1 protein-coding gene is annotated in these 560 nt (G+C 39.5%); it reads left to right on the forward strand.

The features are described 5' to 3' along the window. Nucleotides 1-59: 59 nt before the first annotated feature. On the forward strand, nucleotides 60-485 hold the full coding sequence (gene lacA / locus HMPREF1048_RS04385) for a galactose-6-phosphate isomerase subunit LacA (protein ID WP_000029277.1): 426 nt from the start codon (nucleotides 60-62) through the stop codon (nucleotides 483-485). Nucleotides 486-560 lie beyond the last annotated feature (75 nt).

Consider the following 560-nt stretch of genomic DNA (forward strand, 5'->3'; position numbering starts at 1 on the left):
TATAAACTGCTAACTATAAAAGGTTTTATTAGCCTAGAAAAATAAAAGGAGTATACAATATGTCTATTGTTATCGGTGCAGATGCTGCAGGTTTGAGATTGAAAGAAGTTGTGAAAGACTTCTTGGAAAAAGAAAACTTCCACGTTGTGGATGTTACAGCTGAAGGTCAAGACTTTGTTGATGTGACTCTTGCTGTTGCTGCAGAAGTAAACAAAGAAGAGCAAAACCTTGGTATCGTGATTGATGCTTATGGAGCTGGTCCATTTATGGTCGCAACTAAGATCAAAGGAATGGTTGCTGCAGAAGTATCTGACGAACGTTCAGCTTATATGACTCGTGGCCACAACAACTCACGTATGATCACTATGGGTGCACAACTTGTTGGTGATGAATTGGCTAAAAACATCGCTAAAGGATTTGTTAACGGTAAATACGATGGTGGACGTCACCAGATTCGGGTCGATATGTTGAACAAAATGTGCTAATACTCTTCAAAAATCAAGATAATCTGTCGTCAGCTCACTTTAGCTAACCACAGTTATGCTTGCAGCTAGCTTCCT

The organism is Streptococcus mitis SK575 (genome assembly GCF_000257865.1).
GTDB lineage: Bacteria > Bacillota > Bacilli > Lactobacillales > Streptococcaceae > Streptococcus > Streptococcus mitis_CQ.